Genomic DNA, 24,798 nt, shown 5'->3' on the forward strand with positions numbered 1-24,798 from the left:
ATTGCGGGAGATTGCCTCCCGGGATCCGTGGACGGGTGCGGGGCGGTCAGCACGGCGTGACGGGCGGATTGGCCGAAATTATTCGACTGCGCGGGATTTTCGGGAATCTTGGGGACCCGTCGTTCGTCATTCACTACGGGAAACGGAGGCGGAATCGGCCACAGGTGCCGCATCCCGCCCCCGGGCGGCGTAAAGCAGTGCAAGCCGGGCAGTCAGAGGGGAGACGTGTCCCCGGACACGGACGAGCGGTCTGCCGGCGGTGGGGAGTGACATGTTGATGGGCACGGCGCAGCGGCGGGGGGCGCCCGCGGACGACGGTGCGACCGGGGTGGCCGAGGAGACCTCGGCGGCGCGTCCGGAGGCGTCGGATCGCGACATTCCGGCGACCGGGCCGGGCACTCGGGCGACCGGGCCGGCCGCTCGGGCGGGCGAGCGGCAGTCGGGGTACCGGCCGTTGTGGCGCGAGGAACCCGCGCGGCGCCGCCGGATGCCGGACCCCGTGCGTACGGCGGCCGTGCGCGCGGTGCTGGTGGTCGCCGTGACGCTGATAATGGCGATGGTGGCCTTCCTGTGCACGCTGGCGGAGTCCTGGCTGGCGTTCCCGATGGTGCTCGGCAGTGTGGCGGGCACGGTGGTGGCCACCTGGGGCGTGCTGGACGTGTGGGTGACCCGGCAGGTGTGGAATCAGCGGCACGGTGTGGTGTCGGTGCCGAGCAGCACCGCGCGCGCCGTGCGCCGCGAGCGTCGCCGGGCGAGGCGGCAGGCGCGGGCCGCCGAGCGGGGCCGGGGGCGGATAGGCCGGCGGGGCGGCGCGGGGCAGCTGTCGCACCCCTGAGCGTCCGGGCGGTGCCGTCCGGGCGGCGGGAGTCACCGGATTACGCCGGCACCGACCGGTCGGCCTCGCGGGCGAGTTCGCGGGCGAGTTCGCGCCGTGCCCTCATGAAGGAGCGGGGGCGGTCCACGGCGAGCACGGCGGTGGTCCGGCCGTCGCGTTCGTAACGGGCGAGGAAACCGTCCTCGCCCGGAGCGCCGTCGCCCACCCGGCCCTCGACGACGCGGACGGTGTCGCCCGCCCGTCGTCGCCCGGCGAGCTGAAGGCGGGCTCCGTACTGGTCGGACCAGAAGTACGGCACCGACCTCGCGCTCTCCACCGTGCGTCCGGCGAGCAGGTTGGCCACGGCGGCCCGGGGCTGCCGGGTGGCGGAGGTCCAGTGCTCCGCTCGGGTACCGCCGACGCGGGCCACATCACCGACGGCGACCACCTGCGGCAGGGACGTCACACAGCCGTCGTCGCACAGGACACCGTCGTTCAGGACCAGCGGCGAGCCCGCCAGCCAGGCGGTGTTGGGCGTGGCCCCGATGCCGACGATCACCACCTCGGCGGGGAGGGTACGGCCGTCGCCGAGCACCACCCCGGTGACGGTCCCGCCGCCCCGCAGCGCGCTGACGGAGGCGCCCGTGACCAGCTTGACGCCACCCCGGCGGTGCAGTGCGGCGCACACGGCGGCCATCTCGGGTCCGAGCTGGGGCGCGAGCGGGAGGTCGGCGGCCTCGACGACGGTGACTTCGTGCCCGAGAGCGGCGCACGAGGAGGCCGTCTCCGCGCCGATGAACCCGCCGCCGACGACGACCACCCGGCGCGGCCCGCGGGTGAGTTCGGCGCGCAGGGCGCGGGCGTCGTCCAGGGTGCGCAGCGTGTGGACGCCGGACGGCCGGCCACCGGGGAGTCGGTCGCCGTACGGTGAATCGCCGGACCGTCGGCCCCCGTCGAGGCACCGGGCCGACGCGCCGGTGGCGACGACGACGCCGTCGGTGGAGACGGTGCGTCCGCCGTCGAGCAGGACGGTACGCCCGCGCGCGTCCAGGCCGCGGGCGCGGACGCCGAGCAGCCACTCGGCGTCCAGGCCGGCGCTCTCCTCCGCGTCGGTGAGCGCCAGCCGGTCCTCGTCGGCCCGGCCGGTCAGGTACTCCTTGGACAGGGGCGGCCGGTCGTAGGGCCGGTGCGGTTCGTCGCCGACGATCACCAGTCGGCCGTCGAAGCCCTGGGCCCGCAGTTCCCGGGCGGCGTACAGGCCGGCCAGCGAGGCGCCGACGACGGTCACGGTCCTCATGCGGCGCTTCCCTCCTCGGCGGCGAGGTGGACATGGACGACGCCGTCGTCGACGGAGACCCGGTGGGTGCGCACGGGCCTGCGGGCCGGAAGGCAGGTGGGCCGGCCGGTACGCAGGTCGAACGAGGCGGCGTGCAGCGGGCATTCGACCAGGCAGCCCTCGAGCCAGCCCTCGGACAGGGAGGCGTCCTGGTGGCTGCAGGTGTCGTCGATGGCGTAGAGATCGCCGTCGTCGGTGTGGAAGACGGCGATCGGCGGAGTGGACGCGACGCGGGCGGACTCGCCCTTGGGGAGGTCTTCGAGGCGGCAGACCGGAATCATGGGGGCTCCCCTCTCGGTCCGGAACGCGGGTCCTGTCGGGCCGCGGTGCGCGTACCCTTCCGGGATCCGGACGCTTGGGTAACATGATGTTTCACATGGCGCACTGGAGAGCGCTATACGCAACAGAATCCGGGGCGGACGCCCGTGCCGTCAAGGGCTTCCCGCAGACACGGTCCGCACCGGGCCGTCAGGTGATGAGAGTTGAGCCATGAGCCGCACACAGAGGCAGCCCGACCATCGTGAGGACCACGTGGCGAACAAGCAGGCCGGCGGCAGGGGCGCGGCGAGCGCCGTGCAGTCGGTGGACCGCGCCGTGAGCGTGCTGGAGATCCTCGCCCGGCACGGCGAGGCGGGCGTCACGGAGATCGCCGAGGAGCTGGAGGTGCACAAGTCCACCGCCTTCCGGCTGCTCGGCGTGCTGGAGAACCGCGGCCTGGTGGCCCAGGAGAAGGAGCGCGGCAAGTACTACCTGGGCGCCGGCGTGCTGCGCCTGGCGGGGGCGGCCGCGGTGCGGCTGGACATCTCGCAGGAGGGGGTGCCGGTCTGCCGCGAACTCGCCGACGAACTCGGCGAGACGGCGAACATCGCGGTCCTGGACGACGACGCGGCGGTCAACGTCATGCAGGCCCGCGGCACCGCCTCCGTGACCGCGCAGAACTGGCTCGGCCGGCGCACCCCGCTGCACGCCACCGCCAGCGGCAAGGTGCTGCTCGCCCATCTGCCGCCCACGTTGCGCGAGGGCCTGCTGGCCCGCCCGCTGCACCGGTTCACCGAGCACACCGTGACCGGCGCGGCGGTGCTGCGCGGCGAGTTGGAGACCGTGACCGGGCAGGGCTACGCGATCACCCAGGAGGAGCTGGAGATCGGGCTGGCCGCGGTGGCGGCGCCCGTCCGGTCCCACGACGGCAAGGTGATCGCGTCGATCAGCGTCTCGGGCCCGGTGTACCGGCTGACGCCGGACCGCCTGCCGGACCTGGCGCGGCGCACCTCGGCGGCGGGGGCCGAACTGTCCCGCCGCATGGGCTACGGCGGCTGACCGGGCGCCGGAAAGCGGCGCCTTCGGTGTGTGTTCCGGCCGTCCCGTTTCCTTTTGGCGAGGGGTTGACCCGTACCTCTTGACGGCCCGTGGACGGCGTTCCCACTATGTTCCTCACCGCGCAACCCATCGTGCTATGCGCAACAGCAGAGGAGCTTGTCGTGCCACACGAGGTCCGTGCCGTAGTCGCTGTGAAGAGGGGCGCACCCGTCGAGGTGCAGACGATCGTCGTCCCGGATCCGGGGCCCGGCGAGGTACTGGTCGCGGTGCAGGCCTGCGGGGTCTGTCACACGGATCTGCACTACCGGGAGGGTGCGGTCACCGACGACTTCCCGTTCCTGCTCGGTCACGAGGCGGCCGGCACGATCGAGGCCGTCGGTGAGGGCGTCGACGCACTCGCGCCGGGCGACTATGTCGTGCTGGCGTGGCGGGCTCCCTGCGGGGACTGCCGTTCCTGCCGGCGCGGGCGCCCCTGGTACTGCTTCCGGTCGCGCAACGCCGCCCAGCCGATGACGCTGCCGGACGGCACCCCGCTGACCGCCGCCCTCGGCATCGGGGCGTTCGCCGAGAAGACACTGGTCTCGGCCGGTCAGGCGGTGAAGGTCGACCCGGCCGCCCGGCCCGAGGCCGCCGGTCTGGTCGGCTGCGGGGTGATGGCCGGATACGGCGCCGCCGTCCACACGGGCCAGGTGGGGAGGGGCGACTCGGTCGCCGTCATCGGCTGCGGCGGCGTGGGCGACGCGGCGATCGCGGGCGCCGCCCTGAACGGCGCCGTGAAGGTCATCGCCGTCGATGTGGACGGCCGGAAGCTGGACCGGGCGGAACGGTTCGGCGCCACGCACACCGTCGACTCCCGCGGCACCGACCCGGTCGAAGCGGTCCGCGCCCTCACCGACGGCCACGGCGTGGACATCGCGATCGACGCGGTGGGCCTCCCGGAGACGTTCCGCCAGGCCTTCTACATGCGCGACCACGCCGGAGTGCTGGTCCAGGTCGGTGTCCCCACGCCCGGGACGACCGTCGAACTCCCGCTCGCCGACGTGTTCTCGCGCGGCGGCGCGATCAAGTCGTCCTGGTACGGCGACTGCCTGCCCAGCCGCGACTTCCCGTTCCTGATCGACCAGTACCTGCACGGGCTGCTGGACCTGGGGGCCTTCGTCTCGGAGACGACGACGCTGGACGGGGTGGAGGAGGCGTTCGCCAGGATGCGCCGCGGCGAGGTGCTGCGCTCGGTGGTGGTCCTGTGAACACCCGCGCCCCCGGCCGTCCGCCCCGCGTGGTGGTCATCGGTGCCGGTATCGTCGGCTGCTCGCTGGCCGACGAACTGACCGCCCGCGGCTGGACGGACGTCACCGTCCTCGAACAGGGCCCGCTGCCCGCCCCCGGCGGCTCCACCTCGCACGCGCCGGGCCTGGTCTTCCGCACCAGTCCGTCCCGCACCCTGACGGCCTTCGCCCGGTACACCGTCGAGAAGTTCTCCGCCCTCGCGCCGGACGGCGTGCCGTGCTTCCGGCGGGTCGGCGGTCTGGAACTGGCGACCACCGAGGAGCGCCTCGCCGACCTGCACCGCCGGGCCGGGTACGCCGCCTCCTGGGGCATGCGCGGCGAGATCGTCGGCGCCGCCCGCTGCAAGGAACTCTGGCCGCTGCTCGACGCGTCGGTGGTCCTCGGCGGCTTCCACACTCCGGGAGACGGCCTGGCGCACGCCCCGCGCGCCTCCCGCGCCCAGCTGGACCGCGCCGTCGCGCGGGGCGCCCGTGCCCTGGACCGGCACACCGTCACCGGCATCGAGCGGGAGGACGGCAGGGTCACCGGCGTCGTCACCGACCGGGGCGCCTTCCCCGCCGACCACGTCGTCTCCGCGGCGGGCTTCTGGGGACCGGTCGTCGGCCGCATGGCGGGTGTCGACGTCCCCCTGCAACCGCTGGCCCATCAGTACGCGCGGACCGGGCCGCTGCCCGAGCTGCGCGGCGCCACGGCGGAGGCCTCGAAGCCGATCCTCCGCTTCCAGGACCGGGACCTGTACTTCCGCGAACACGGCGACCGTCTGGGCATCGGCTCCTACGCCCACCGTCCGCTGCCCGTGGATCCGTTCGCCGTCCCCGGCCACGACGAGGCCCGCGCCCGGGGCATGGACATGCCGTCCTCGTACCCCTTCACCCCCGAGGACTGGGCGCCCAGCTGGGAGGACTGCCGCCGGCTGATGCCCGGCCTGCGCGGGGCCGGGATCGACTCCGGGTTCAACGGCGTCTTCTCCTTCACCCCGGACGGCATGCCGGTCCTCGGCGAATCCCGTGTGCTGCGCGGCTTCTGGCTGGCGGAGGCGGTCTGGGTGACCCACTCGGCCGGGGTCGCCAAGGCCCTCGCCGAGTGGATGACGGACGGACGGCCGTCGATCGACGTGCACGAGTGCGACCTCACGCGGTTCGAGGAGGCGCAGCGTTCACCGGCGTACGTCCGGGAGCGCGGTGCACAGCAGTTCGTGGAGGTGTACGACGTCGTCCACCCGCTGCAGCCGATGGAACGGCCGCGTCCGCTCCGGGTCAGTCCCTTCCACGCCCGTCAGCAGCAGCTCGGCGCGTACTTCCTGGAGGGCGGCGGCTGGGAACGCCCGCACTGGTACGAGGCGAACGCGCCCCTCGCCGCGCACCTCCGCCTGCCCGGCCGCGACGCCTGGTCGGCCCGCCACTGGTCACCGATCGCGGCGGCGGAGGCACGCGCCACCCGCGAGCGGGTCGCCCTGTACGACATGACCCCGCTGCGCCGCCTGGAGGTCACCGGCCCCGGAGCCCTCGCCTTCCTGGACCGCATGACCAGCAACAACCTCCGCAAGAAGCCCGGCGCGGTCACCTACACGCTCCTGCTCGACGAAAGCGGCGGCATCCGCTCCGACCTCACCGTCGCCCGCCTCGCCCCCGACCGCTTCCAGGTCGGCGCCAACTCCCCCGCCGACCTGGACCACCTGCTGCGCCACGCGCCGGACGGTGTCCACGTCGGGGACATCACCTCCGGCACCTGCTGCGTCGGCGTCTGGGGCCCGCTCGCCCGCGACCTCGTCCAGCCGCTCACCCCGGACGACTTCTCGCACGAGGCGTTCGGCTACTTCCGCGCGAAGCGGACCTACGTCGGCCACGTCCCGGTCACCGCGCTGCGCCTGAGCTACGTGGGTGAGCTGGGCTGGGAGCTGTACACCACGGCCGACCTGGGGCTCAGGCTCTGGGACACGCTGTGGGAGGCCGGGCGCGGACTCGGCGTGATCGCCGCCGGGCGCTCCGCCTTCGACTCCCTGCGGCTGGAGAAGGGGTACCGGGCCTGGGGCAGGGACATGACCGACGAGGACAACCCCTACGAGGCGGGCGTCGGCTTCGCGGTCCGCATGGACAAGGCGGACTTCGTCGGCAGGGCGGCACTGGAGCGCGCGGGCGAACCGGAGCGGCGGCTCACGCCCCTCCTCCTCGACGACCCCGCCGCCGTGGTGCTCGGCAGCGAACCGGTGTACGTGGACGGCGCTCCCGCCGGGTACGTGACCAGCGCCGCGTACGGCTACACGCTCGGCCGCTGCGTCGCGTACGCCTGGCTCCCGGCGGGTCTGGCCGAGGGCACGGGGGTGCACGTGGAGTACTTCGGCGCGAAGGTGCCCGCCACGGTCGCCGAAGAGCCCCTGTTCGACCCGAAGATGACCCGCATCCGCCGTTGACCGCCCCCAGGAGGCCCCGAGTTGTCCCCCACCTACGACGTGATCGTCATCGGTCTCGGCGGCATGGGCAGCGCCGCCGCCCACCACCTCTCCGCGCGGGGCGTGCGCGTCCTGGGCCTGGAGCGGTTCGGCCCGGTGCACAACCGGGGCTCCAGCCACGGCGGTTCGCGGATCACCCGGCAGTCGTACTTCGAGGACCCGGCGTACGTCCCGCTGCTGCTGCGCGCCTACGAGCTGTACGAGGACCTGGAACGGGCCACCGGCCGGGACATCGCCCTGCTCTGCGGCGGGCTGATGATCGGCCGCCCCGACGCGTGGACCGTCTCCGGCTCGCTGCGCTCGGCCCGCGAGTGGGACCTGCCGTACGAGATGCTGGACGCCCGGGAGATCCGCCGCCGCTTCCCGACGCTCGCGCCCGGTGACGACGAGGTCGCCCTGTACGAGGCCCGGGCCGGGCTGCTCCGCCCCGAGAACACCGTGGCCGCCCATCTCCAGCTCGCCACCCGGCAGGGCGCCGACCTGCACTTCGACGAGCCGGCCACCCGCTGGGAGCCGTACCGGGACGGCGTGCGGGTGCACACCGCCGAGAACACCTACACCGCTTCCCACCTGGTGGTCTGCCCGGGAGCGTGGGCGCCGCGGCTGCTCGCCGACCTCGGGGTGCCGTTCACGGTCGAGCGGCAGGTCATGTACTGGTTCCAGCCGCGCGGCGGCATCGAGCCCTTCCGGCCCGCGAACCATCCGATCTACGTCTGGGAGGACGCGGCCGGCGTCCAGGTCTACGGCTTCCCGGCCATCGACGGCCCCGACGACGGAGCCAAGGTCGCCTTCTTCCGCAAGGGGCGGGCCACGACCCCCGAGACGATCGACCGCACCGTGCACGAGCACGAGATCCGGGCCATGGCCGACCACATGTCCGGCCGCATCCCCGACCTGCCCGGCACCTTCCGCAAGGCCGCGACCTGCATGTACACCACCACGCCCGACGAGCACTTCGTCATCGCCCGCCACCCGGCGCACCCCGACTCGGTCACGGTGGCGTGCGGCTTCTCCGGGCACGGCTTCAAGTTCGTGCCCGTGGTCGGGGAGATCCTCGCCGACCTGGCCCTGACCGGCACCACCGCGCACCCCATCGGCCTCTTCGACCCCGCCCGAGGAGTACGCACGTGACGACGACTCCCCCGCCCCCCAGCCTCGTCCCGACGCTGCCGGGCCGCTACTACACCGACCCGGAGGTCTTCCGCGAGGAGCAGCGGCACGTCTTCGAGGCGCTGTGGTTCTGCGCCGTGCGCGGCGCCGACCTCGAACGTCCCGGCGCCTTCCGCACCGTGCAGGTCGGCCGCGAGAACGTGATCGTCACCCGGACCCGCACCGGCGACCTGCGCGCCTTCCTCAACATCTGCCGGCACCGCGGCGCCCGGCTGTGCCTGGAGGAGTCCGGCGAGGTGCGCCGCACCCTCCAGTGCCCGTACCACGCGTGGACGTACGACCTCGACGGCAGGCTGGTCGCCGCGCCCGACCTGCCGAAGATGACGGACGTCGACCGGTCGGCGTACGGCCTGGTCGAGGTGGCCCTGCGCGAGTGGCTCGGCTACGCCTGGGTGTGCCTGGCCGAGGAGCCGCCCTCGTTCGAGGACACGGTGTGCGGGGCGGTGGTCGAACGGCTCGGCGATCCGGCCGCCGTCGAGCGGTACGGGACCGAGCGGCTCGCGCTCGGCCGGCGCGTCCGCTACGACGTGCGGGCCAACTGGAAGCTGATCGTCGAGAACTTCATGGAGTGCTACCACTGCGCGACCATCCACCCGGAACTCACCGACGTCCTGCCCGAGTTCGCCGACGGCTACGCGGCGCAGTACTACGTGGGGCACGGCGCCGAGTTCGGCGAGGGCGTGGCGGGCTTCACGGTCGACGGCAGCGCGGGCTTCGGCAGGCTGCCCGAGGTGTCGGACGGCCAGGACCGCCGGTACTACGCGGTCACCGTGCGGCCGACGGTCTTCTTGAACCTCGTGCCGGACCATGTGATCCTGCACCGCATGTTCCCGCTGGCCGAGGACCGCACGGTGGTCGAGTGCGACTGGCTGTACGCGCCCGAGGTCGTGGCGTCGGGGGCCGACCTGTCGAAGTCGGTCGAGCTGTTCCACCGGGTCAACACCCAGGACTTCGCGGCCTGCGAGCGGACCCAGCCGGCCATGGCGTCCCGGGCCTACCGCACGGGCGGGGTGCTGGTGCCGACCGAGCACCACATCGGGATCTTCCACGACTGGCTGCTCGGCCGGCTCGGCTCGCGGCCGTCCTAGGCCGGTGACTGGGCGGAGGGCTGGGCGGGGAGCTGGGCCGGACGCTTGAACATGCGGGTCGCGGTGATCTCGCTGTGCACCGCCTCGCCCTCCCCCTCGGCGGCGGGCGTCGGCTGCGGCAGGCCGGGCCTGAGGTGCTCCTCCACGCTGATGTACTTCAGTCCCGCCCGGAGGTCGGCGTCGTTGCGCAGCCGGATGACCAGCGGGAACTCGGCCAGCGCGGTCGTGTCGAACAGGCCGGTGGTGTACAGGAGCTGGACGCCGAGCGCGTCGGAGACGGCCCGCTGGAGCTCCAGCAGGTAGGTGGCGTTGGCGCGGCCGATGGGGTTGTCGAGGAACAGGGTGCCGGCGTGGCGGTGCCGGTCGCGGCCCCGGTCGTTGCTGCGCAGCGCGGCCATCGTGCAGTACAGGGCGATGGCGGCGGTGAGCAGCTGGCCGCCGGAGAAGACGTCGCCCATCTGGCCGACGGGGACGCGTTCGGCGCGCAGTACGGCGTCGGGCTTGAGGATCTCGACGGCGACGCCCTTGGGCTGCAGGGCGGCGCCGACGCCGCGCAGCAGCAGGGACATGCCGTCGCGGCGCAGGTCGGAGTTCTTCTTCACGGCCGCGCGGGTGGCCTCGTCGACGACCTCGCCGAGCCGCTCGGTGAGGGTGGCCTGGTCGGGCTCCTCGAAGCGGATCCGCAGGAACTCCTGCCCGGACCACTCGCCCAGGCCCTCCGGCAGCCGGGACAGCCGCTGGGCGGAGCGGAGGGTGGCCAGCGCGGACTCGACCAGGCCGCGCAGCCGGTCCACGATCGAGTCGCGGTTGCGCTCCAGCTGGGCCAGCTCGTCGGTGAGGACGCGGAGCCGGGGCGCGAAGGCGTCCGCCCACTTGGCGGCGTGCTCGGGCAGCGCGGCGGCGGGCAGTTCGCGGATTTGCTGGCGGGCGGGGGTGCGGACCTGCTCGTAGCGGGTGGAGTTGGCGTGCCGGACGAGGACGTCGCTCGCCTCGCGCACGGCGGCCTCGGCCGCGGACAGGTCGGCGGCGCAGCCGCGCAGCGAACGGCGGGCCTCGGCGGCGGCCCTGCGGGCCTCCTCCAGGTCGCCCGGGTAGGGCTCGGGCTCCTCCGGCTCCTCCTCGGGCGCGTGTTCGCGCAGCAGGTCGCGGAGCATGGCGGCGATCTCGTCGAAGCCGCCGGCCGCGTCCTCGGCGGCGCGGTGCGCGTCGAGCAGTTCGGCGTGGGCCTCGCGGGCCTGGGCCAGGGCCTCGGTGCAGGTGGCGAGTTCGGCGGTCGCCGTGCGCAGCAGGCTCTGGGCGTGCTCGGCGTCGCGCGGCAGGAGCTCCTCGGGGAGGTCGGTGTGGGTGTCGCCGTCCTCGGGCGCGTGCCGTTCGGCCTCGCCGCGCAGTCGGCCGAGCTGTTCGCTCGCGCTCGACATGCGTGTTTCCAGGAGCTGCACCAGCTCCTCCGCGCGGGCGGCGGCGGCCTGCCGGGAGGGCCCGTCGGAGCCGTCGGGCGACTCCAGGAGCTGTGCGGCGCGGGTGCGTACCTTGTTGCTGAGCCGGTCGAGGTCCGCGCGGGCGGCGCTCTCGTCGCTCTCCGCGCGGGCCTGTTCGGCGCGCAGGTCGGCGCCGACGCCGACCTTCTCGTACACCTGGGAGGCGGCGCGGTAGGCCTCGCGGAGGTCGGGCAGGGACGCCTTCGGCGCCTCGGCGCCGTCCCCGGGTGCCTCTTCGGGTACGTCGTCGGGGGCGCCGGCGATCTCGGAGCGCTCGGCGCGCAGCGCGCGGGCGGTGCGGCGGGCGTCGTCGGCCGCCCGCTGGGCGGCGCGCCGGTCCTCGTCGGCGGCGCGGGCCCGCTCCAGGCAGGCCTGGGCGCGGGCCTCGGACTCGGCGCCCTCGTCGGCCAGTTCACGGAGTCTGACCTGCCAGCCGGCGCGTTCGCGCAGCCGGAAGGCGAGCCCGGCGAGGGCGTCGGCGGCGCGGCGGGCCTTCTGCGCGGCCTCCTGCCGCTCGTCCCGCAGGTGGACGGCCTCGGCGGCGCTCTCGTCCGCCTCGGCGCGCAGGGTGCGGGCCTCGGTCAGCTCGGCCTCGGTCTCCTCGGCGAAGGCGCGGGCCTCCTCGGCGGTCCGGGCCAGCTCGGCGAGGCGTCCGGCGGGGCAGCCGGTGCGCCAGGAGGCGAGCCGGGCCGCCAGCTCACGGTCCTTGCCGAGCCGGGCGGCCAGGGCGCGGATCTCCTCGTCCCGCTCGCCCGCCCGCGCGCGCAGCGCGTGCCGCTCCTCGTCGGCGGCCTGCTCGTCGTGCATGGCCGGGTTCGGCGGTACGAGGAAGACGTCGCCGGTGCCGGACTCGGGGGCCGGGGTGGGTGCGAGGAGGGCGGCGGCGGTGCCCACGGCGACGGCGGAGCGCGGCAGCAGGGCCGCGTCGCCGAGGACCTCGCGGGCGCGGGTGTGCGAGTCCGGGTCGGTGATGATCACGCCGTCGACCAGCTCGGGGCGGGCGGCCAGCACGCGCGCGTGGTCGCCGGGGTCGACGGCCTGGGCGAGGTAGCGCCAGCCGGGCAGGGCGGGGATGCCGTGCTCGCCGAGGAACTCGACGGTGGCCAGCACGTCCGGCCCCGGCGGCAGCAGTCCGCCGTCGCCGAGCGCGCCGAGGATGCGGGAGTCGTCGGCGGCGGCGGTGCGCAGGTCGAACAGCTGGCGCTCGGCGGAGGAGACGGTGTCGTCGAGCAGTTCGCGCAGCTCGTCGGCGAAGCGGTCGAGCTCCTCGGGGGTTAGGGCGCCGTCCGCCGCGGTGGGGGCGGCGGCACGGTGGTCGCGGTCCGCGTCCCGGCGGGGCTGCGGGATGCCGGGGCGGGCCCCGGCGGCCAGGCCGAGCAGCTCGGCGAGCCGCTCCTCGGCCGCCAGCGCCTCGGCGGTGCGCCGCTCGGCCTCGTGGGCGCGCTCGGCCGCGGTGGCGGCGTCCGCCGCGCGGGCCGCGGTCAGTTCGCCGCGGCTCTCCGCGGCGGCGGCCTCGCGCGCGTGCTCGGTGGCCCGGCGGGCCGTCTCGCGGGCGGTGTCCCAGGCGGCGACGGCCGTCTTCTCCGCGTCGCTGGCCGCGAGGGCGGCGCGGGCGGGGTCGGCGTCGGGCGCGCTGTCGTCCAGCCAGCCCGCGCGGACGGCCTCGGCGGTCTCCTGCTCGACCTCGGTGAGGCGCTGGCGCAGGTGTCCGGCCTCGCTGCGGGCGCGCTGCGCCTCGGTGGCGGCGTTGGTGGAGTCCCGGTGGGCGGCGTCGCTGACCTCCTGGAGGGCGGCGGACCTCGCCTCCTCCTCGTTGGCGTGGTGCTCGGCCTTTCCGGCCGCCGCGTGCAGGGCGCGGACGAGGCCGACGGCGGCCTTGGCGCGGGCGGCGAGCGCCGGGGCGGCGTCCCGCTCGGCCTCCTGGATGGCCGCGGACACGCGGGCGACCCGGTCGGCGGCGGCGCGGTGGCGCAGGACGGCCTCGGCGGCCTGCCAGGCGGAGTGCAGGGTGCGGGCCTCGGCCAGTTCGCGCTTCTGCGCGGCGGCGGCCTTCTCGGCGCCGGTCAGGGCCAGCGAGGCGTGCCGGTAGGCGAGTTCGGCGGCGATGAGGGCGCTGCGGTCCCGGGCGGACTCGGCGTGCGTGACGGCGTACGCGGCGGCCGTGACCCGCTGGGCGAGGTCCGAGGCCCGTACCCGCTCCTGGGCGCCGCGGGCGGTGAGCCGCCGGGCCAGGTTCCTGGTGCGGCGTTCGGCGGCGGCGTGGATGTCACGCGCGCGGGTGCGTGCTTCGGCGGCCTCGACGATCCGGCCCAGGAGGTCGACGGATCCGGCGGTGAAGTCCCGTTCGGCGATCAGCTCGGCGCGTCGGCCCAGCTTGTTGCCGAAGCCGCCGACCAGGTCGGCCAGGCCGTCGGTGTCGCGGGTGTCGGTGACGGCCCGCAGCAGCAGGTCGGTGAAGTCGGAGTCCTTCTTGACCGCGAAGAGGCCGGCGGCCTCGCCCTCGTCCGCGTTCATCTCGCGTTGGTAGCGGAAGAGTTCGGGGTCGAGTCCGAGGTCGCCGAGGTGCTCGATCCAGCGGTCGTGGATCTCCTCCCAGTGCACCTCCAGGTGCGGGTAGGCCTTGCCGGCCTCGGTGAGCGCGTCCCGGAAGCCCTTCATGGTGCGCCGCCTGCCCTGCGCGCCGGAGGCGCCCTCGACGGGCGGGCGGACGGCGGTGGCCTCGGCGACCGGCAGGTTGTCCAGGGTCAGTCCGGGTCCCGGCCGGAAGGAGTACCAGGCCTCGGCGAACTTCCGCGGGTCGCCCGAGACCTGCCGCCCGCGCCACTCGCTGACCTTGCCGACGACGACGCACTCGCCGGTCTGCACGTGCTGCCATTCCAGCGCCACGTGGCCGCAGTCGTCGGCGAGCAGGAACTTGCGCAGCACGCCGGAGCTGGCGCCGCCCAGGGTGTTGCGGTGGCCCGGCAGCATCACCGAGAAGATCAGTTTGAGGAGCACGGACTTGCCGCCGCCGTTCTCCAGGAAGAGCACGCCTGCGGGCGCGGGCCGGCGCGGCGGGCCGACGGGCTCCTCCTCGAAGAACTCCGCCTGCGTGGGGGCGGGGTCGGGCACGGGCCGGCCCACACCGCGCAGGTCAAGCACGGTGTCGGCGTAGCGCGCACCGGCGGGTCCGATGGAGTAGAGGCGGACCCGGGACAGCTCGTACATGGCGGACTCTCGTAAGTCTTCGGACGTCGGGGACGGTGGGACGGGTGCGGTTGTTCGGACGGGTGGTTGTTCGGTGGGGCGCGGGTCAGGAGGAGTGGAAGGGCAGGCCGGCGTCGGCGACCAGCTCCAGGTCGTCGCTCTCCTCGGCGGGCAGCAGCGTCGCCGTGCCGTCGGTGACCGGGACGACGCCCAGGTCGAGCAGCTCGGTCAGGGCGGCGCTGCCCGCCATGTCCCGCACCTGGAGCTGGTAGCGGGCCGTCGTCCGGTAGGTGCCGCCGTGGTCGTCGCCGGTGCGCTGGAGGAAGCCGGATTCGGTGAGGAACGCGGCGGCCTTGCCGACGATGCCGGTGGTGGAGCCGGGGAGTCTGCGCGCGTCCTTGGTGGCGCCGGTCGCGCTGCGCCGGACCCAGATCCGCCAGGCGGCCTCCAGGCCCGGGGCGTCGGTGGCCGGGTCGGTGTTCTCGCCCTGCCGCTCGGCCCGCTCCTCGAGTCTGCGGCAGGCCTGGCGGACGAAGGCGTCCACGCCGTTGACCGTGACGCGGCCGATGTAGCCGTCGTCGGCGAGGTCCTCGGGGCGCGGGTAGGCCATGGCGGCCACGGCGAGGTGGGCGAGGCCGTGCAGGAAGCGGTCGCCGGAGTCGGTGGCGGCCCGGCGCGCGTAGTCGCCCATGCGGACGGCGAACACCGAGTCCTCGGCGGCGGTCACGGCCATCCCCGCGCGCGGGGACACCTCCAGGACGATCAGCCCCAGGCCCGCCGCCACGGCGTCGGCGAGCCGTGCGAAGGGCGGATCCTCGCGGTAGCGGCGCAGCAGATCGGCGTACTCCTGGTCGCGGGCGGGCAGCAGCTTGGGCTGCAGGCCGAACGCGACGAGCCGCGCCGCGTCGGCGGCGTCGGCGGGCGTGACGGCCGCCGTGGCCGGTGCGGCACCCGCCTCCGGTTCGCTCCGGTCGACGTACTCGGTCACGGTCGGTGCTCCTCGCTGTGCTGTCGCGCTGTGCCGCGGTGGTGGGCCAGGGGGTGGGGGAGGTGGTGGCCGGAGCGGCGGTGCGGGCCGGTCATGCCGCCTCCGTCCGGTCCGCCGCCATTCCCGCCGCGTCCAGCAGTGCCGTGCCGACGATGAGGTCGGCGCCGCCGAACTCGGGGTCGTCCAGCTCGGTGCCGTCGTCCACGGCGAACAGCAGCTTCGGCTCCCCCTGCCGGTAGGCGGTGCCGACCGGCGGGCTGGCCGCGTGGACGGCCAGCAGCGCGACGAGGTACGGCAGTTCGGCGTCGCGGGCGCGGGCGTCGGCCAGCAGCCCCGACAGCCGGCGCGGGGCGTCGTGCGGCAGGTCGAGCAGCTCCATGGCCGCGCCGAGCTGCTCCTCGCTGAAGCGGCTGTCGTCCGGGGTGGCGATCAGGTCGGGCTCCGGCATCTCGGCGCCCAGGTGCTCCCGCTCCACCGGTGGGGTGAGGAGTATGTCGACGAGGTCGCCGACCCGGACGGAGACGGGCGTGCGCAGGCCGGTGCCGCGGGTGAAGAAGGCGTCGGTGACGCGCAGCGCCCGCTCCACGGGCAACGGCAGCACGGGGGCGACGAGATGGCCGTACAGGTCGAGGCCGGAGGTGGTCGGCGGGGTGGCGAAGGCCTGCCGGTCCTGTTCGGCGCGGAAGAGCGGGCCGGCCTCCAGGAGGCGGGACTGGAGCTGGGTGTGGCGGCGGATGCAGTCCTTGACGATGTCGACCAGCTCGGCGGCGCGCCGCTTGTGCTCGGCGTCCTCGGTCTCGTCGCGGGCCTTGCGGATGTTGGTGAGGATCGCGTTCTCGTGCCGGTACCGGTCGGCGACGTGGTCCAGGGCCTCGGCGATCATGTCGGGGACGGCACTGAGCCAGTCCACCGCGCGGACGTTGCGCCGGGTGGCGTCCAGGGCGCGGCGCAGGGTCTCCGAGTACTGGACGGTCCGGTACCTGGCCTGTTCGGCGGCAAGCTGGGCGTCGGCGAGACGGCCGCGGCTGATCAGCACCTCGAGCTTGACCTCGGCGGCGATCTGGGCGCTGGTGACGTCGGTGTCCAGGGCGCCGACGAGGACGTTGACCGCCTCGTCGGTGGTGCGCAGGTAGACGGTGCCGCCGGGGCCGGGGACCTCTTCGAGCAGTTTGAAGTCGTAGTCGCGGCGGACGTAGGTGCCGTCGGGCCCGAAGGTGCCGTACACCGCGCGGAAGCCGCGGTCGACGCTGCCGACGTTGATCAGGTTCTCCAGGACCCAGCGGGCCACCCGTTCGTGCTCGGCGGCGGGGCGGTGCGGGGCCTGGGCGGCGACGCGCGGGATCAGCCTGGCCACTATCTGGTCGTGGTCGGCGCCGGTGTCGAAGTCCATGTTGAGCGTGACGAGGTCGATGGCGGCGAGGGCGACCTCCGCCATGCCGTACACCGAGTACTCACCGGCGAGGTTGGCCTTGCGTGCGTCGAGGTCGTGCAGCGGCGCCGTGCAGGCGAGCGCGCGCAGCCGCCGCGCCAGCCCCTCGTCGGCGGCCGGGCCCGGGGCGGGGCGCGGCCCCGCGCTGAGCTGGGGCGGAACGCTGTCCGTCGATGCAGGCGAAGTCACGGTGCACAGACTAGGTCCTCCGTCTGACATCGACCCAAACGACGCAGATGGGCCCCCGGCCGGCACCGTGGCCGACCGCCGTACCGAAGGTGCAGCCGTGCAGGCGTGCAGCCGTGCAAGCCGTGCCGCCCGCGGCTAGCCCTCGTCCCCGACCCGGCGCAGGTAGACCTCCACGACGCGCTTCAGCGAGTTCTCCAGGTAGACCGCGAGCAACCGCGCCGCCGTCTCCCGCTCGCCGCTCTCCAGGGTGGCGAGGATCTCCGCGTTCCGGGCGATGTACGGCTCGTGCAGGCGCCGGGGGTCGTCCACGACGTGGAAGGCCAGGCGCAGTTCGGCGAAGACGCTGCGCATCAGCTCGTCGGTGCGTTCGCTGCCGGCGAGGGCCACCAGTTCCCGGTGGAAGTGGATGTTGGCCGTACCGACGGCTTTCCAGTCACCTTCGCGGGCCGACCGCCGTCCGTCCTCGACGGCCTCGGCGAGCCCGTCCAGGGGGTACGGCGGCTCGCCGAGGCCGCGGACGACGGCGCATTCCACGAGGGAGCGGGTGCGGTAGATGTCCTCGACGTCCTCGACGGTGAGGACCCGGACGAAGACGCCCCGGTTCAGCTCGTGGACCAGGAGCCGTTCGTGCGTGAGCAGGCGGAACGACTCGCGCAGGGTGTTGCGGGAGACGCCGAGGGCGCCGCCGATGCTGTCCTCGGACAAGCGGGTCCCGGGCGGGAAGTAGCCCTCGGCTATCCGGCTCCTGAGGATGTCCGAGACCCGCTCGGCGGTGCTGGTGCGCCCGAGGAGGGCGCGGTCGTCGGCCAGTCCCGTCAACTGCTCTGCCATGCCCGGAATTCAATCGCAGATACCAGAACGAAACAACAGGGGTATTGAGGGATCGTTGAACGATCCCCTACGGTGCCCAAGTACCGTCGCTGTACCGCTCGACCGGCACCCTCCGTCCTCCCCCTGCGAGGTGCACCATGAGCACTCCCCCGCCCCCTTCCCCTCGGACCCTCCCCTCCGGCACTCGCCCCCCGGGCACGCCCGAACACGCCCCGCAAGAGGGCCCGTTCGGCTGGCTGCGCGCCCTCGGCCCGCGGGGCCGCCGCGCCTTCGGCGGCGCGTTCGGCGGCTACGCCCTCGATTCCTACGACTACTTCACGCTGCCCCTGACCATGGTCGCGCTGGCCGCGTACTTCGGCCTGGACAGCGGTCAGACCGGGCTGCTCACCACGGTCACGCTGGTCGTCTCGGCGATCGGCGGCGCGCTCGCGGGTGTGCTGGCGGACCGGGTCGGCCGGGTCAGGGCGCTGCTGCTCACCGTGATCACCTACGCCGTGTTCACGGTGGCCTGCGGCTTCGCACCCAACTACGAGACGCTCCTCGTCTTCCGCGCCCTCCAGGGCCTCGGCTTCGGCGGCGAGTGGGCGGTCGGCGCCATCCTGGTCGCCGAGTACGCGAGCCCCAGGCACCGCGGGCGCACGCTGGGCGCGATCCAGAGCTCCTGGGCCGTGGGCTGGGCCCTCGCGGTGCTCGTGTACACGCTGGTCTTCTCGCTGGCCGGGGACGACCTGGCCTGGCGTGTCATGTTCTGGACGGGTGCGCTGCCCGCGCTGCTCGTGGTGTGGGTGCGGCGCAGCGTCCAGGACGCGCCGCGGGCCGCCGAGGCCCGGGAGAAGGGAGCCGGCAAGGGTTCGTTCGCGGCGATCTTCAAGCCGGGCACGGCGGACTCACCGGGGCTGTTGCGCGTCACGCTCTTCGCGAGCCTGCTGTCCACCGGCGTCCAGGGCGGCTACTACACCCTCGCCACCTGGGTACCGACCTATCTGAAGGACGAGCGCGACCTGTCGGTCGTCGGCACCGGCGGCTACCTGACGTTCCTCATCTCGGGCGCCTTCCTGGGCTACCTCACCGGCGGTGTGCTCACCGACGTGCTGGGCCGCAGGCGCAACATCTGGCTCTTCGCGCTGCTGTCGGCGGTCTGCATCCTGGCGTACGCGAACATCCCCAGCGGCGCCGACACCCTGCTCCTGGTGCTGGGCTTCCCGCTCGGCTTCTGCATGTCGGCCATCTTCAGCGGGTTCGGTTCGTATCTGAGCGAGCTGTACCCGACGGCCGTGCGGGGCGCGGGCCAGGGCTTCACGTACAACACCGGACGCGCCGTGGGCGCCGTCTTCCCCACCACGGTCGGCTTCCTCGCCGACAGCTGGGGCGTGGGCGGCGCACTGGTCTTCGGCGCCATCGGCTACGGCATCGCGGCACTGGCCCTGCTGGGGCTGCCGGAGACGCGAGGAAGGGAACTGGCATGAACCGTCCGCACCCCGCGACCGGGGACCGGCCGCTCGCCCTCGTCGACGAGCACGCACACGCGTGGACCCCGAAGACGGCCCGCGCCCGCTTCCGGAAGGGGCTGACCGGCCCCACGGCCGGAGTCGCCGCCGGCCACACCCAGGCCAACCTGATCTCCGTGCCCGCCGACTGGGCCTACGACATGCTGCTGTTCTGCACCCGCAACCCGCAGCCCTGCCCGGTGCTCGACGTCACCGACGCCGGGTCCTGGACCACGGTGCTCGCCGACGGCGCCGACCTGCGCACCGATCTGCCGCGCTACCGGGTGTGGCGGGACGGCGAGCTGGTGGACGAGCCGTCGGACGTGCGCGCGCACTGGCGGGACGACCTGGTGACGTTCCTGATCGGGTGCAGTTTCACCTTCGAGTGGGCGCTGGCCTCGGCCGGTGTCCCGATCCGCCACGTCGAGCAGGGCCGCAACGTCCCGATGTACGTCACCTCGCGCGCGTGCCGTCCGGCCGGGCGGCTGCGCGGGCCGATGGTGGTCTCCATGCGCCCGGTGCCGCCCGCGCACCTGTCGGCGGCGATCCACGAGAGCAGCCTTCTCCCGGCGGTGCACGGCAGCCCCGTGCACTGCGGGGACCCGTCGGCGCTCGGCATCGACGACCTGGACCTGCCCGACTTCGGCGAGGCGGTGGACCGCGAGCCGGACGACATCCCGGTGTTCTGGGCCTGCGGCGTGACTCCGCAGGCGGCGGTCATGGCCTCGCGGCCGCCCTTCGCGCTCACCCACGCGCCGGGGCAGATGTTCCTCACCGACGCCCGTGACGAGCAGTACCGCGTGGCGTGATCCCCGGTGCCACGAGGCGGCTCGGGCCCCACTGGGCGGGCGGGTCTCACGGCGCGGCCTCCGGCAGCACGGGACCCGTCGGGAGGGTCGCCTCGTGCGCGGCCAGGAACGCCTCGACGGCCGTGTTCCAGCCGAAGCACTCGGCCCGCGCGCGTGCCGCCTCCCGACGGTCCCGCTCCCGGCGTGCCAGGAGCAGTTCCACGGCGTCCGCGAAGGCGTCCCCGCTGTCGGCGGCGACGGCACCGGCGGCGCCGATCACCTCCGGCAGCGCCGAGGACGCGCTCGCCACCACGGGCGTGCCGCACGCCATGGCCTCCAGGGCGGCGAGCCCGAAGGTCTCGGCGGGGCCGGGGGCCAGACACACGTCGGCGGACGCCTGGAGGGCGCCGAGCAGCCCGGGGTCGGCGACGTGGCCGAGGAAGGCCACCGGCAGCCCCAGGGACCGCGCCCGCTGTTCGAGTCGCGGGCGCAGCGGGCCGTCCCCGGCCACCACCAGCACCATCCGCCCGCCGCGCCGCCGGAGCTCCGCCAGCGCGTCGAGTGCCGTACCGGGCCGCTTCTCCACGGACAGCCGGGAGCACATCACCAGCAGCGTCTCGTCCCCGCGCGCGTGCCGTGCCCGCAGCCCCGGGTCGCGCAGCTCGGGGCCGCGGCCGGTGAGGTCGACGCCGAGCGGGGCGCGTACCACGTTGCGGGCGCCGACACGGACGAACTCCCGTTCGGCGAACTCCGTGGTGCACACCACGCGCGCGTAGGCGTGCGCCGTTCGGACGTTGAGGGCGTCGGCGGTGCGCCGGGCCGCGCCCTCGGGCAGGCCCCAGGTGCGCAGCACGCCGTCGGCGGTCTCGTGGGAGACCATCACGGCGGGTACCCGGGCCCGCCGGGCCCACCTGCCGGTCCAGCGCAGGGTGGTGCGGTCGGACACCTCCAGGCGGTCGGGGGCCAGCTCCTCCAGCAGGACCGCCACGCGCCTCCGGTCGGTCAGGACGCGGTATCCGCCGGTGCCCGGCAGCGGCGGCCCCGGGAGCGTGATCACCCGGCCCTGCTCGGTCTCCCGGTCGTCGGCGTGCCGGCCGGGGACGACGAGCACGGGATCGTGTCCGGCCGCGCGGTATCCCTTGCCCAGTTCGCGCAGCGCGGTGCGCAGGCCGCCGGACGCGGGTGTGACGAAGTTGGCGAGCCGGACGATCCGCAGCGCGCTCATGCCGCCAGCACCGTCTTCCGGGAGGCGAGCACGTCGGTGTAGTGCCCGATCAGCCGGTCGCCGACGGCCGCCCAGGTCCGTCCCTCCACGGTGGCCCTCCCGGCGCCGCCGTAGGCGCCCCGCAGTCCGGGGTCCGCGGACAGGGACCACACGGCGTCCCGCACGGCGGCGGCGTCGCGCGGCGGCACGAGCAGCCCGGTGCGACCGTGGGCCACGAGGTCCAGCGGTCCGCCCGCCGCCGGCGCGACGACGGGCACGCCGCTCGCCATGGCCTCCTGCACGGTCTGGCAGAACGTCTCGAAGGGGCCGGTGTGCACGAAGACGTCCAGTGAGGCGAAGATCCGGGCGAGTTCGTCGCCGGTGCGGCGGCCGAGGAAGAGCGCGCCGGGCAGCGTCTGCCCGAGGCCGGGGCGGCTGGGTCCGTCGCCGACGACCACGACGCGCACGCCGTCCAGGGCGCAGACGCCGGACAGCAGCTCCACCTGTTTCTCCGGGGCGAGGCGGCCGACGTAGCCGACGACCGGTTCGCCGTTCGGGGCGAGTGCGCGACGCAGCGCCGGGTCCCGCCGGTCGGGCCGGAAACGTTCGGTGTCCACTCCGCGCGGCCACAGGCCCACCCGGGGCACTCCGTGTGCCTCGAGGTCGCGCAGGGCGGCGCTGGACGGGGCGAGGGTGAGGTCGGCGGCGGCGTGCACGGAGCGGATGCGCCGCCAGGCGGCCGCCTCGCCCGCCCCCATGTACGTACGGGCGTAGCCGGCGAGGTCGGTCTGGTAGACGGCCACGGCCGGGACACCGAGCCGGGCGGCGGCGGCCATGCCCCGGACGCCGAGGACGAAGGGCCCCGCCAGGTGCACGAGGTCGGCGCGGTGCTCGGCGATCGCGGCGGCGACCCGCCGGCTGGGCAGGGCGACGCGGACCTGCGGGTAGCCGGGGAGCGGGAGGGAGGGGATCCGGACGACGCGGCACGGAGCCTGCGGGTCCGCCTCGGCGGCGGCGGAGGTGGCCGGTGCGACGACGACGCAGTCGTGACCGCGGTCCACGAGGTGCCGGGCGGTCTGGAGCGCGCAGTGGGCGACGCCGTTGACATCGGGGGGAAAGGACTCGGTCACGATGACGACACGCATACCGGTGTTGTCGCCGGACTGGACGTGCTCGCGTCAACGTCGATCTTTCCGGCCGGGGAACGTCCCGTGAGCGTTGCCCCGCCCAGCCGGCGGGCCGGGCCACGGCCACGCCCGGCTGAGCCGCGGTCCGTCCCCCGTTCACCCGGCGCGGCCCCGGGCTCGGGCCGCACGGTGTGCGCGGTTCTCCGCCGCGCCGGGTGCCGGGGCTCTCACACGGTGGGCGCGTCCGGTCCGAAGCGGCTGCGTACCGCCGTCTGGACCTCGTCCTCCTCGGCCGGGTCGGTGGCGAGCCTGCGCAGCCGTTCGACGACGCGGTTGTCGCCGGTCTCGGCGTGCCGCGCGGCCAGTTCGCGGGTGGTCTCCTCGCAGTCCCACAGGCACTCGATGGCGAAGCCCGCCGCGAAGGACGGATCCGTGGCGGCCAGCGCGCGGGCGGCCCGGCCGCGCAGGTGGGAGGAGGCGGTTTCGCGGTAGATGTGGCGCAGTACGGGCGCGGCGCAGGCGATGCCGAGCCGTCCGGTGCCGTCGACGAGGGTCCACAGGGTCGGCGCGTCGGGGCCTTCGCCGCGTACCGCCTCCCGCAGCGCGGCGAGCACGAGATCGCGGTCCTGGGCGGCGCCCCGGCAGGCGAGCACCCGTCCGGCGGCGGCCCCCAGGGCGTCGGGCCGGTGCACCCAGCCGCGGGCCCGGTCGACGGCGGCGAGGCTGCGCATGCGCTCGTACGTGGCGACGGCGGCCTCCACGACGGGGGTCGAGCCCGTCGCCACGGCGCCGTCGATCAGGTCGAGGACGTCCGGATCGTTGCTGTCGGCGAGATAGCGCAGGGCGGTGCAGCGGGCGCCCTCGGTGCCCGACCGCGCGGCCTCGACGATCTCGGGCCGGTCCTCGGGCCCGGCGACGGCCGTGAGGCAGCGGGCGGCCGGCACATGGAGCGGGGTGCCGCGCTCGACGCCCTGCTCGGCCCACTCGAAGACGGCTCGCACGCTCCAGCCGGGGCGCGGCCCGGAGGAGTTCATCTGGCGTTGCCAGCGGTCGAAGCAGCCCGTCTCCTGGGCGGCACGCACGCGCGTGGCGATCGGCTCCCGGGGGTCCTCGGCCCACAGGCGCCAGGGCCTGGGCTCGAAGGCGTCCCGCACCGCGGCGGCCAGTTCGGCCTCGCCCTCGGCGTCGCGCGGGAAGCGGGCCAGGACGGGCGCGGCGAGGGCGCGCAGTCCCGCGTCGTCGTCGCGCAGCGCCAGCTCGTCCAGGGCCCACGCCCAGTTGACGCCGTGGGCGGCGTACCGGCGCAGCAGCTGGAGCGCGTCCAGCCTGCCGTAGGAGGCGAGGTGGCCGAGGACGGCGAGGGCCAGCCCGGTGCGCGACTCGTCGGCGTCCAGGACGTCCTCGGGGTCGAAGAGGTGCGCCTCGATCGCGTCCAGCTCGCCGTTCAGGTCGAGGTAGAGGCGGGCGTAGTAGAGGGAGCGGTTCTCGACCTGCCAGTCGTGGCGGGGGTCGTGGAGCACACAGTGGTTCAGCGCCGCGAGCGCTTCGGCGCGCGGAGCGGTGAGCGCGTGCAGCGTGCCGTCGCCGCGACCCCGCTGAAGCAGGCCGAGCAGCGTACCGCTGGGCGCTATGACCGGATCGAACATGGGAAACAGCCTCACATCAAGCGTCGACGCAACCGGGGAGCACGCGTTACCTGGCCGTGCGCCAACACGTCGGAGCGCCCGCCGTCTCTTGCTTGCTGAAGACCATGTTCCTCTGCCTCTCGTCGGTGGCCCTTGCGGGCCGAGTCACGGCCCGCGCGGTGCGGCAACACCTGCCCAGCCATCACGTCCGTGAACCACGTCGTCATGATGGCCCGGCGGTCACATCTGCCGCGACCGAAATTTCGGCGGCCCTGTACCGCCTCCCCCGTTTCCAGTGTTTTCCCTGGTCAGAAAATGTGGAGCAGGTCCGGACAGGACCCTCTCCACCGCCCGGTCACCGGGCGTCGAACAGCTCCAGCAGGTCCGTCCGGGCGAACATCCGGGCCGTGTCGACGGCCGACGGGGTGCCCGCCGCCGGGTCCGCGCCCGACTCCAGCAGCGCCTTGGTCACGTCGGTCTCACCCTTGAAGGCGGCTCCGGCGAGCGGCGTCTGACCCCGGTCGTTGACACGGTCGGCGTCGGCGCCACGGGTCAGCAGCGCGCGGACCGCGTCGGCGTGGCCGTGGTAGGCGGCGAGCATGACGAGGGAGTCGCCGCGGTCGTTGGTGAGGTCGGCCGGGACACCGGCGTCCACGTACGCCACCAGCTCCTCGGTCCGCCCCTGCCGGGCCAGATCGAAGATCTTGGTCGCCAGCTCCACGACCTCGGGGTCGGGGGCTTCACTCATCGGGCGGACCACCTCTCACTACCTGCGTGACGCTCGTACGGGTCCGACGAACGCCGGGGACAACGGGTACGCACGGCCACGAGCGGTGTGGCCGTGCGGGTGAAACGCCAGGGTACTGGCTCGCGGCACACCCGAGCGGCCCAAGGACCGCTCCGCCACGTGGGGTAATTCAGTCGAATTTCCCCCATTTGCACCTTTTATCGTATGGATACATGCTGTGAGCCTGGAAGTACTCATGGTGACTGTCCCCGTGAACC

At 74.5% G+C, this 24,798-nt stretch carries 18 protein-coding genes; 8 read left to right on the top strand and 10 right to left on the bottom strand.

Going from position 1 to position 24,798, the window contains the following annotated elements; translation table 11 throughout:
* Positions 1 to 277: 277 nt before the first annotated feature.
* The gene (locus tag ACH4D3_RS22100; RefSeq protein ID WP_398324411.1) at positions 278 to 835 is read left to right on the top strand and encodes a hypothetical protein; all 558 of its coding nucleotides are present in this window, start codon (positions 278 to 280) and stop codon (positions 833 to 835) included.
* Positions 836 to 875: 40 nt separating this feature from the next.
* Here ACH4D3_RS22100 and ACH4D3_RS22105 read toward each other — a convergent pair whose 3' ends face one another.
* Together ACH4D3_RS22105 and ACH4D3_RS22110 are read right to left on the bottom strand one after the other, a co-directional pair.
* A complete protein-coding gene (locus tag ACH4D3_RS22105; protein ID WP_398324414.1) occupies positions 876 to 2,111 on the bottom strand; it encodes an NAD(P)/FAD-dependent oxidoreductase in 1,236 nt (411 codons plus the stop codon).
* The gene (locus ACH4D3_RS22110; RefSeq protein ID WP_398324417.1) at positions 2,108 to 2,431 is read right to left on the bottom strand and encodes a bifunctional 3-phenylpropionate/cinnamic acid dioxygenase ferredoxin subunit; all 324 of its coding nucleotides are present in this window, start codon (positions 2,429 to 2,431) and stop codon (positions 2,108 to 2,110) included. The genes ACH4D3_RS22105 and ACH4D3_RS22110 overlap by 4 nt, the downstream gene beginning before the upstream one ends.
* Positions 2,432 to 2,639: 208 nt before the next feature.
* Here ACH4D3_RS22110 and ACH4D3_RS22115 point away from each other — a divergent pair, with 208 nt between their 5' ends.
* From ACH4D3_RS22115 to ACH4D3_RS22135, 5 genes are all read left to right on the top strand, one after another.
* On the top strand, positions 2,640 to 3,467 hold the full coding sequence (locus ACH4D3_RS22115; RefSeq protein WP_398324419.1) for an IclR family transcriptional regulator: 828 nt from the start codon (positions 2,640 to 2,642) through the stop codon (positions 3,465 to 3,467).
* Between the two features lie 161 nt (positions 3,468 to 3,628).
* On the top strand, positions 3,629 to 4,714 hold the full coding sequence (locus ACH4D3_RS22120) for an S-(hydroxymethyl)mycothiol dehydrogenase (RefSeq protein ID WP_398324422.1): 1,086 nt from the start codon (positions 3,629 to 3,631) through the stop codon (positions 4,712 to 4,714).
* The gene (locus ACH4D3_RS22125; protein WP_398324425.1) at positions 4,711 to 7,164 is read left to right on the top strand and encodes an FAD-dependent oxidoreductase; all 2,454 of its coding nucleotides are present in this window, start codon (positions 4,711 to 4,713) and stop codon (positions 7,162 to 7,164) included. Before ACH4D3_RS22120 ends, ACH4D3_RS22125 begins: the two co-directional genes overlap by 4 nt.
* Positions 7,165 to 7,185: 21 nt before the next feature.
* A complete protein-coding gene (solA, locus tag ACH4D3_RS22130; RefSeq protein ID WP_398324428.1) occupies positions 7,186 to 8,334 on the top strand; it encodes an N-methyl-L-tryptophan oxidase in 1,149 nt (382 codons plus the stop codon).
* Positions 8,331 to 9,461, top strand: coding sequence for an aromatic ring-hydroxylating dioxygenase subunit alpha (locus tag ACH4D3_RS22135; RefSeq protein ID WP_398324430.1), 1,131 nt, complete (start codon positions 8,331 to 8,333; stop codon positions 9,459 to 9,461). Before solA ends, ACH4D3_RS22135 begins: the two co-directional genes overlap by 4 nt.
* Here ACH4D3_RS22135 and ACH4D3_RS22140 read toward each other — a convergent pair.
* From ACH4D3_RS22140 to ACH4D3_RS22155, 4 genes are all read right to left on the bottom strand, one after another.
* Positions 9,458 to 14,146 (bottom strand): hypothetical protein, encoded by a 4,689-nt coding sequence (locus ACH4D3_RS22140; protein WP_398324433.1) that lies wholly within the window; start codon positions 14,144 to 14,146, stop codon positions 9,458 to 9,460. The genes ACH4D3_RS22135 and ACH4D3_RS22140 overlap by 4 nt on opposite strands.
* Positions 14,147 to 14,231: 85 nt before the next feature.
* Positions 14,232 to 15,113 (bottom strand): hypothetical protein, encoded by an 882-nt coding sequence (locus tag ACH4D3_RS22145; protein WP_398324435.1) that lies wholly within the window; start codon positions 15,111 to 15,113, stop codon positions 14,232 to 14,234.
* Positions 15,114 to 15,204: 91 nt separating this feature from the next.
* Positions 15,205 to 16,731, bottom strand: a complete 1,527-nt coding sequence (locus tag ACH4D3_RS22150; RefSeq protein ID WP_398324438.1) for a hypothetical protein — start codon at positions 16,729 to 16,731, stop codon at positions 15,205 to 15,207.
* Positions 16,732 to 16,866: 135 nt separating this feature from the next.
* On the bottom strand, positions 16,867 to 17,562 hold the full coding sequence (locus tag ACH4D3_RS22155) for a GntR family transcriptional regulator (RefSeq protein ID WP_398324440.1): 696 nt from the start codon (positions 17,560 to 17,562) through the stop codon (positions 16,867 to 16,869).
* 137 nt (positions 17,563 to 17,699) lie between these two features.
* Here ACH4D3_RS22155 and ACH4D3_RS22160 point away from each other — a divergent pair, with 137 nt between their 5' ends.
* Together ACH4D3_RS22160 and ACH4D3_RS22165 are read left to right on the top strand one after the other, a co-directional pair.
* On the top strand, positions 17,700 to 19,028 hold the full coding sequence (locus ACH4D3_RS22160; protein ID WP_398324443.1) for an MFS transporter: 1,329 nt from the start codon (positions 17,700 to 17,702) through the stop codon (positions 19,026 to 19,028).
* Positions 19,025 to 19,858: a putative hydro-lyase gene (locus tag ACH4D3_RS22165; RefSeq protein WP_398324445.1), complete on the top strand. Its 834-nt coding sequence runs from the start codon at positions 19,025 to 19,027 to the stop codon at positions 19,856 to 19,858. The genes ACH4D3_RS22160 and ACH4D3_RS22165 overlap by 4 nt, the downstream gene beginning before the upstream one ends.
* A gap of 46 nt (positions 19,859 to 19,904) precedes the next feature.
* Here ACH4D3_RS22165 and ACH4D3_RS22170 read toward each other — a convergent pair whose 3' ends face one another.
* From ACH4D3_RS22170 to ACH4D3_RS22185, 4 genes are all read right to left on the bottom strand, one after another.
* Entirely contained in the window at positions 19,905 to 21,062 is a 1,158-nt protein-coding gene (locus ACH4D3_RS22170; protein WP_398324448.1) for a glycosyltransferase, read from the bottom strand.
* Positions 21,059 to 22,186, bottom strand: coding sequence for a glycosyltransferase family 4 protein (locus ACH4D3_RS22175; RefSeq protein WP_398324451.1), 1,128 nt, complete (start codon positions 22,184 to 22,186; stop codon positions 21,059 to 21,061). The genes ACH4D3_RS22170 and ACH4D3_RS22175 overlap by 4 nt, the downstream gene beginning before the upstream one ends.
* A gap of 209 nt (positions 22,187 to 22,395) precedes the next feature.
* A complete protein-coding gene (locus tag ACH4D3_RS22180; protein WP_398324453.1) occupies positions 22,396 to 23,814 on the bottom strand; it encodes a HEAT repeat domain-containing protein in 1,419 nt (472 codons plus the stop codon).
* A gap of 334 nt (positions 23,815 to 24,148) precedes the next feature.
* Positions 24,149 to 24,541: an ankyrin repeat domain-containing protein gene (locus ACH4D3_RS22185; RefSeq protein WP_398324455.1), complete on the bottom strand. Its 393-nt coding sequence runs from the start codon at positions 24,539 to 24,541 to the stop codon at positions 24,149 to 24,151.
* Positions 24,542 to 24,798 lie beyond the last annotated feature (257 nt).

This window comes from Streptomyces sp. NPDC018026, assembly GCF_044327745.1.
Classification (GTDB): domain Bacteria; phylum Actinomycetota; class Actinomycetes; order Streptomycetales; family Streptomycetaceae; genus Streptomyces; species Streptomyces rubrogriseus.

Bases quoted from the DNA above. Each gene is read 5' to 3' on its own strand.
- ACH4D3_RS22175 (WP_398324451.1), bottom strand. From the start codon at position 22,186: ATGCGTGTCGTCATCGTGACCGAGTCCTTTCCCCCCGATGTCAACGGC.
- ACH4D3_RS22180 (WP_398324453.1), bottom strand. From the start codon at position 23,814: ATGTTCGATCCGGTCATAGCGCCCAGCGGTACGCTGCTCGGCCTGCTT.
- ACH4D3_RS22155 (WP_398324440.1), bottom strand. From the start codon at position 17,562: ATGGCAGAGCAGTTGACGGGACTGGCCGACGACCGCGCCCTCCTCGGG.
- ACH4D3_RS22115 (WP_398324419.1), top strand. From the start codon at position 2,640: ATGAGCCGCACACAGAGGCAGCCCGACCATCGTGAGGACCACGTGGCG.
- ACH4D3_RS22140 (WP_398324433.1), bottom strand. From the start codon at position 14,146: ATGTACGAGCTGTCCCGGGTCCGCCTCTACTCCATCGGACCCGCCGGT.
- ACH4D3_RS22100 (WP_398324411.1), top strand. From the start codon at position 278: ATGGGCACGGCGCAGCGGCGGGGGGCGCCCGCGGACGACGGTGCGACC.
- ACH4D3_RS22170 (WP_398324448.1), bottom strand. From the start codon at position 21,062: ATGAGCGCGCTGCGGATCGTCCGGCTCGCCAACTTCGTCACACCCGCG.
- ACH4D3_RS22105 (WP_398324414.1), bottom strand. From the start codon at position 2,111: ATGAGGACCGTGACCGTCGTCGGCGCCTCGCTGGCCGGCCTGTACGCC.
- ACH4D3_RS22160 (WP_398324443.1), top strand. From the start codon at position 17,700: ATGAGCACTCCCCCGCCCCCTTCCCCTCGGACCCTCCCCTCCGGCACT.
- ACH4D3_RS22165 (WP_398324445.1), top strand. From the start codon at position 19,025: ATGAACCGTCCGCACCCCGCGACCGGGGACCGGCCGCTCGCCCTCGTC.
- ACH4D3_RS22110 (WP_398324417.1), bottom strand. From the start codon at position 2,431: ATGATTCCGGTCTGCCGCCTCGAAGACCTCCCCAAGGGCGAGTCCGCC.
- ACH4D3_RS22185 (WP_398324455.1), bottom strand. From the start codon at position 24,541: ATGAGTGAAGCCCCCGACCCCGAGGTCGTGGAGCTGGCGACCAAGATC.